The 7,368-nt window shown below is 45.0% G+C and carries 7 protein-coding genes; 5 read left to right on the top strand and 2 right to left on the bottom strand.

Features of this window, described 5'->3' with window-relative positions:
• Window positions 1–780 (top strand): EAL domain-containing protein (locus CAG68_RS16410; protein WP_161441380.1); only part of this gene is annotated, 780 nt, incomplete at its 5' end.
• A gap of 106 nt (window positions 781–886) precedes the next feature.
• On the opposite strand, the gene CAG68_RS16405 is transcribed toward CAG68_RS16410, so the two are convergent.
• A complete protein-coding gene (locus CAG68_RS16405; RefSeq protein WP_161441379.1) occupies window positions 887–1,420 on the bottom strand; it encodes an RNA-binding S4 domain-containing protein in 534 nt (177 codons plus the stop codon).
• A 226-nt stretch (window positions 1,421–1,646) separates the two neighbouring features.
• Here CAG68_RS16405 and CAG68_RS16400 point away from each other — a divergent pair, with 226 nt between their 5' ends.
• Window positions 1,647–2,600 carry an endonuclease/exonuclease/phosphatase family protein gene (locus CAG68_RS16400; protein ID WP_161441378.1) on the top strand — a complete coding sequence of 318 codons (954 nt, stop codon included), beginning with the start codon at window positions 1,647–1,649 and terminating at the stop codon, window positions 2,598–2,600.
• A 17-nt stretch (window positions 2,601–2,617) separates the two neighbouring features.
• On the opposite strand, the gene cra is transcribed toward CAG68_RS16400, so the two are convergent.
• Window positions 2,618–3,598, bottom strand: a complete 981-nt coding sequence (gene cra, locus CAG68_RS16395) for a catabolite repressor/activator (RefSeq protein WP_161441377.1) — start codon at window positions 3,596–3,598, stop codon at window positions 2,618–2,620.
• 374 nt (window positions 3,599–3,972) lie between these two features.
• Here cra and fruB point away from each other — a divergent pair, with 374 nt between their 5' ends.
• From fruB to CAG68_RS16380, 3 genes are all read left to right on the top strand, one after another.
• Entirely contained in the window at window positions 3,973–5,106 is a 1,134-nt protein-coding gene (gene fruB / locus CAG68_RS16390) for a fused PTS fructose transporter subunit IIA/HPr protein (RefSeq protein WP_161441376.1), read from the top strand.
• Window positions 5,107–5,115: 9 nt separating this feature from the next.
• Entirely contained in the window at window positions 5,116–6,087 is a 972-nt protein-coding gene (gene pfkB, locus CAG68_RS16385; protein WP_161441375.1) for a 1-phosphofructokinase, read from the top strand.
• An 18-nt stretch (window positions 6,088–6,105) separates the two neighbouring features.
• Window positions 6,106–7,368: PTS fructose-like transporter subunit IIB (locus tag CAG68_RS16380; RefSeq protein ID WP_161441374.1), on the top strand; the 1,263-nt coding region annotated here is incomplete at its 3' end.

Here is a 7,368-nt window from a genome sequence, read left to right as displayed (position 1 = left end):
AAACAAGATAATCTTGGTGAATATTACGTAGTTCTCAATCAATTCACTTTTCACAGTGTTTATCAGCCAATTTTTGATAGACGCCAACGTATTATTGGTATGGAAGCCTTACTGCGTATTCGTGGCATTGATGGTTCCCTAATTCGTCCTGACGTGTTTCTGGCCAATAATGCTCTTGATCCCTACTTTCGCTTATGTGTAGAGTTTTTATCCAGAGCAATGCACATTCGAAATTTTGCACGCTATTTCGCAGGGACACCGATCAAACTGTTTCTTAACGTCATGCCTCAAACGCTACTCACGCTAACCAAAGACATGGGCTTTAAAGATAACGGCCTGCTTTACAAACGCCTTTCCGAACTTGGTATGAGCCCATCAGACGTAGTTTTTGAAGTAGTCGAAGAGTCATGCGGAAATACGGATTTATTAATCAAAGCCGTACAGTTAATGAAAGCGAATGGTTTTATCTTTGCTATCGATGATTTTGGCGCCCAACATTCTGATATCGCACGTGTTCAGCAGCTCTGCCCTGACATCATCAAAATCGATCGTTCCTATTTGCTAGACTACTGCGCCGGAGAAACCTTTTCCATACATAGCGCCGTTGATCTAGCGGATCATATGGGAGCAAAAGTCATTATAGAAGGGGTTGAAGAAGACGTGCAGCTACAAGCTATGTATCAACTTAATTTGGATTATTACCAAGGCTTTTACTTAGGAAAGCCTTGTGCCATTCATCACTGGACAGATAGCCTAAACATCGAGACGACAGTGCATTGACACTGCCCACTTACAGCACAGTGAAACCAAAAAAGCGCCGATATAATATGCTCGGCGCTTTTTAGTTTTACTCAGATGTCACTTATTTAGTTAAGCGTTCATTTCCCTAGAAAAAATCAATAGAATTACGTCCGCTCTTCGGATCACGAGTGGCTTGCGGTTTGTCTTCTTTTTTGCCTTTCTTAGCAGACTGAGACAACGCTTCTTTCTGCGCTTTACGCTCTTTATGTGCCGCTTTACGGCCTGTTGATTTAGGCCCAGAGGCTTTAGGTGACTTACTTTGACGAGACTTATCTTTACGAGAAGACGGCGCTTCTTTTTTCGCTTTCTTTTCTGCTTTTTGCTCTGCCGTTTCAGGTTCGGTTACTGGCGCATCGCAAACCACAACATAATATTCCTGGTTAAACTCAAAAAAGTCACCATCATACATCTTGCGGCGCTTACGTGTTTCTAGTTCACCATTCACCGCGACGTAGCCTTCCTCGATGATATGTTTTGCTTCGCCGCCACCGCTGACCAAGTTTGCGATTTTAAAAAGCTTGTACAGTTCGATTGGATGCGCATCAACATCGATGCCAATCGCTTCGATCTCAATCTCTTCGCCTTCTAAATACTCTTCGTGGTCGTAATCTTGGGTCATGTTACTTACTCTTACTATTTGATGCCCTGAAGTTTAAACGCAATGCTTAAAAATAGAAACCTCTGCCGATGTTCAATCACCGATTCGCCTTGGCATTTGAGCACCTCTTAACCCATTTAACTTGTCGCTTGTTAGCTTGTATACCGATGCGTAGCTCAAACGAAGCTGCAATTACGCAACCTGAAGGTATATACTCTCTAAGTTATTGTTGAAAAGAGCGAATACTTTGTCTCAACCAAGTAGAATTACCTTTGTCACTGCGAACTTGTTTAATTTTGTCGCACCGCCTAACGCCTACTATGATTTCGAGAACATATACTCGTTAGAGCAATGGCGAGACAAACTTTCGTGGACGCAACGTCAAGTTGAAAAACTGGAAGGCGACGTGATTGGCTTACAAGAAGTATTCAGTATCGAGAAGACCCAGGCATTCTTTTCAACCATCGGCTACCCCTACTTTGCGACCGTTGACACCCCACATGTTGAGGATGAGTACATTTACTCAAGCCCTGTTGTGGCAATCGCATCTCGGTTTCCAATAGAAAAAGTACAAGCGGTAGAGTTTGACTTAGCAACGCTTGAGCCTTTTGGAGTAAGTGTTGTTCCAGAGTTCAGTCGCAAACCTATCTATGCCCAAGTAATACATCCTGTACTTGGTCATATCGCTGTTTACGTAACGCACCTGAAATCTCAACGCCCGGCCGACTCAGAACAACCAGAAACGTCTAGCACGATTATTGGGCGCTGGTTATCCACCCAGCAAAGAGGCTGGGAAGCAGCGATGTTAAGAGACGCGATGCAAAAGAGGTATCGAAAAGAACCAATGCCGACAGTGTTAATGGGCGATATGAATCAACCTATCACTCCTATCAGCGTTAACAGCGCATTGGTATCCAATACTGGTGACAGCGTCACTGAACTACAACTCAAAGATGGTTGGTTATTGCAAAGTGCCCCCCTGAAGGATGAACGCCCCGCCACGCATTATCATTTTTCCACTGGGAATGTACTCGACTATATCTTGCTCTCACAAGAGTTTGACACCTTATCAGATATATCGGTTGCCGAGGTTGTTGACTATCAGGTGTCTAACCAACATCTGATCAACCCGATTTATGACAGAGATAAAAACGCCAGCGACCACGCATTTGTGGCGCTGACGGCTGAAGTAAAGCTTTGAGTAACCTATTTAGTTACTCAGTGGCGTTTCACAATTTTACGTGGGATAAGTTCTACGCCAGGCTTGTAACGCTTAGCGGAAGCGTTGAGTGCTAACTCCATTGCGCTGTCCGCGATCAACTCAAATTGTTGAGGTAAAGAGTTGATTTTCACTGGCAAGAAGTCCAGCAGTCGATTATCACCAAACGTCGCTAGGCGAACTTTGCTCATGAGTTCTGGCTTTTCGAGCATCACATCCAACACGCCTTCTAACAGTGTGTATGACGTTGTGACAATGGCATCTGGCAGCTCGTTCTCTGTTAACCATCTCTCTAAGACTTTCTTGCCTTCTTCCCGGGAGAAGTGTTGTCCATAACCCACTGTTGCCGTTTTACCACCTTGTTGAGAAGCAGATAGAAAACCCAGTTCGCGCTCTTTCGACACTTGCAGATCTTGCAACGCACCAATCAAACCAATGGTTTTGATCTCTGGTAACAGTACCGATTCTGTAAGCTCAAAAGCAGCATCAAAATCTTCACTGATAACGCAACAAAAATGCTCATCATCCATTGGACGGTCAAGTGCTATAACCGGAGTGCCCGAGTTTTGTAACTTGAGATAATACTCATTAGCCGATGGCATACCACTTGCGACAAATAGCGCGTCAATTCGGCGACTGATTAGCGCTTCAGCAACCTTTTTCTCCGTTTCCGGATCATCATCTGAGCAGCCAATTAGAATTTGATAACCCGCCTTACGCGAGTTTTGTTCAATCAGTTTTGCAAGGCGTGCGTAACTGGTGTTCTCCAAGTCTGGGATGATAAGCCCAAATGAGCGTGAATTACCTGCCCGCAAGGAAGACGCCGCATGATCTGGCTTATAATTGTACTCATCTACAACGGCCATCACCTTTTTCTGAGTCCTCTCGCTGATGCGGTATTTCTGCGCTTTTCCGTTAATCACATAGCTTGCAGTTGTCTTAGAAACACCCGCTAATTTGGCTATTTCATCCAGTGTCATATTCTAAACCTTATTCTGTGCGCGCGATCATATTAATACATCAACGATCTTTCGATAAGTTGAATTATAAGCTGAACCGATTCAGTATAAAAGCTGAAAGGATTCAGCAAAACTTAAAAATTGACGTAAATCACCCGAACACGCAACAAACCAATTTGTGAGCTAGGCTATAGGACAGCGGCAAAGGCTCGTTTGTTAACGTCAGTTTTTAAAACAGTTTTTCTGAGTCTTTTAAAAAAATTTACCAACAAGCTGAATCGATTTAGCTTGAAAGATAAAAGGTTTGAGGAGTGATAAGCGCTCAGAAGAAGCGGAGTTCAACTTCTCACACAGAATACATTTTTAAATTGATACCTTAAGGCTGGAGAAGCACCATGCTTAAGCTAAATAAGAACGACATTACCCTCTCGCAATCAGCGACAGATAAGTTTGAAGCAATAAAGAGTATTGCTCATAGCCTTACTGATAAAGGCCTAGTTGAACGCGGTTACGTTGAAGGCATGCTAAACCGTGAAAACCAAAACTCTACGTTTTTGGGGAACGGTATCGCCATCCCGCACGGTACAACCGACACTCGTGCAATGGTGAAAACAACGGGTGTTGCTGTGCATCACTTCCCACAAGGTGTCGACTGGGGTGATGGCAATACTGTGTTCGTCGCTATCGGTATCGCAGCTAAATCTGATGAACACCTTGGCATTCTTAAACAGCTCACCAAAGTGCTAGGCGCAGATGGCGTAGAAGAGCGTCTGCGTAATGCAAAAAATGAAGACGAAATCATCGCCCTACTGCACGGTGATGTTCAGCTTGAAGCAGACTTTGACGCTTCTTTAATTCAACTGATGTTCCCTGCGAGCGACATGCTACAGATGAGTGCTGTTGCAGGTGGTCTGTTGAAAAATACGGGATGTGCTGATAACGAATTCGTTGCCGATCTCGTTACCAAACAACCAACTCACTTAGGTAATGGCCTGTGGTTAATTGGCAGTGACAAACATGTCACTCGCACAGGTGTGTCATTTGTCTCGACGGCAAACGACTGCGAATATGAAGGTCAAAAAGTGCGTGCACTTTTCGCGTTCGCAGCATGTAACAATGCTCACCAATCTATCCTAAAAACGCTTTCTAATATTGTGTTTAACAATGAACACGGCAAGCTTTTAGATGCATCAGTAGAACAGATTCTTGCTTTGTTCAAAGGTGAAGAAGTCACAGCCGCATCTTCAGAAGAAGGCAATACCGCTGTATTTAAAATCAAAAACTCTCACGGCCTACATGCTCGTCCGGGGGCAATGTTAGTCGCAGAAGCGAAAAAGTTTGAATCCACTATACGTGTTGCCAACCTAGACGGAGATGGAAAAGCAGTAAACGCGAAGAGCCTAATGAAAGTTATCGCGCTGGGCGTTAAGCACGGTCACCAACTTCAATTTACAGCAGAAGGCCCTGATGCGCCGCAAGCCTTGGAGTCTATCGGAAATGCAATCGCTTCTGGCCTTGGTGAAGGTTAAGGATCCGATATGACAAACAAAACAAATAAGGTTGTCACTATTACGCTCAACCCGGCATTGGATTTAACAGGTTCAGTAAATGAACTAAACGTTGGTTCCGTGAGCTTAGTACAGCAAAGCAATCTCCACGCTGCAGGTAAAGGTGTCAACGTAGCAAAAGTGTTGAGCGATTTAGGCGCAGATGTCACGGTTACCGGCTTTCTTGGTAAAGATAACCCTGAGCTATTCCATCAGCTTTTCAATGACATCGGCGTTAAGAATGAGTTTGTAGAAGTACAAGGTGCAACTCGTATCAACGTCAAGCTCGTTGAGGCTAATGGAAACGTTAGTGACATTAACTTCCCTGGTGTTCAAGTTACGGCAGAAGAAATCGCGCGCTTTGAAGAAACCCTATTCCGCCTTGCTGAAACACACGATTACTTTGTATTGGCAGGCAGCCTACCGGGCGGTGTTACTGCAGAGCAATGCGCTGCATGGATAGAAGCACTGTATCAACAAGGCAAAAAGGTGTTGTTCGACAGTAGCAAAGCCGCATTGAAGTCAGGTATTGATGCTCACCCATGGTTAATTAAACCTAACGATGAAGAACTTGGTGATTTTGTTGGCGAACATCTAGCAACACCTGAACAGTGCCAAGCTGCAGCGCAAACACTGAGCGACAAAGGCATAGAAAACATCGTGGTTTCTATGGGACCTGACGGTGTTATGTGGCTCAACCAAGGCGAATGGCTTAGTGCAAAACCGCCTCGAATGCATGTCGTGAGCACCGTTGGCGCAGGCGATACGCTGGTCGCTGGCTTGTGTTGGGGCCACATGCAACTGATGCCTAAAAACGATTTATTGCGCTTCGCTACGGCACTTTCTGCTTTGGCAGTTAGTCAAGTTGGCGTAGGGCTAACCAGTCAGGAAGAACTGGAAAATATCAAGCGACAAACTGAAGTTAGCGCGCTTTACCCTATTACAAACTTAGAACAAAACTAAGGAACAGAAGGTTATCGTATGAATATTGCCATTATTACTGCCTGTCCGAGCGGTGTAGCAAATAGCATCCTTGCGGCAGGATTACTAGAACAAGCCGCCGCAAAATTAAACTGGAATGCCAAAATAGAATGTCAATCAAGTGTGGTTGAACCAACACTATTGACGGAAGCTGACGTTGAACAAGCAGAAGTCATTGTCATTGCGGCAAATACTAGCGTCGACACTTCTCGTTTTGTAGGAAAAAAGGTTTACCAAGCGGAAATTAGCGAAGTAGCAAAAGACGCAACTGCGTTTCTCCAGCAAGCGGTTGAAAACGCCACTTTACTTGAAAAAGCAACCACACTTGCAGCCCCTATCACTACAGATACAACATCAGCATCAAAGAAGATTGTTGCAATCACGGCATGCCCTACTGGCGTTGCGCATACCTTTATGGCGGCAGAAGCTTTAGAAGAAGAAGGCAAGCGTCGTGGCCATCAAATCAAGGTGGAAACTCGTGGTTCAGTTGGCGCTAAAAACCAACTGACTGAGCAAGAAATTGCAGACGCCGATCTGGTGATCATTGCTGCGGATATTGAAGTGCCACTTGATCGCTTTAACGGCAAAAAGATGTACCGCACGAAAACAGGTCCAGCTCTGAAGAAAACAGCCGAAGAGATGGACAAAGCATTCGAGCAAGCCACGGTGTATCAACATTCTGGTTCAGCTAACTCTTCATCTTCCACCGAAGAGAAAAAAGGCGCTTACAAACACCTAATGACGGGTGTTTCGCACATGCTTCCTGTCGTCGTTGCAGGTGGTTTGATCATCGCTCTATCTTTCGTGTTCGGTATTGAAGCATTTAAAGAAGAAGGCACACTAGCAGCAGCCTTGATGAACATTGGTGGTGGCTCTGCATTCGCATTGATGATTCCTGTACTTGCTGGTTACATCGCGTTCTCAATTGCTGACCGTCCGGGTCTGGCTCCTGGTCTTGTTGGCGGTATGCTAGCAAGTTCAACGGGTGCTGGTTTCCTAGGTGGTATCGCAGCTGGCTTCATTGCCGGTTATGCAGCGAAGCTCCTTGCGGACAAAGTAAAACTCCCACAATCGATGGAAGCGCTTAAACCGATTCTGATCATTCCATTTGTGGCAACATTGTTCACCGGACTTGTCATGATCTACATCGTAGGCGGTCCAGTTTCAGGCATCATGAACGGCCTGACTGACTTCCTAAACAACATGGGATCTGACAGTGCAGTACTACTGGGTATTATCCTTGGCGCAATGATGTGTTTCGAC

The organism is Vibrio sp. V42_P2S4T144, assembly GCF_009904715.1.
GTDB classification, from domain to species: domain Bacteria; phylum Pseudomonadota; class Gammaproteobacteria; order Enterobacterales; family Vibrionaceae; genus Vibrio; species Vibrio alginolyticus.
Note: the sequence above shows the minus strand (reverse complement) of the source record. Positions and strands in the feature narration are given on the sequence as shown.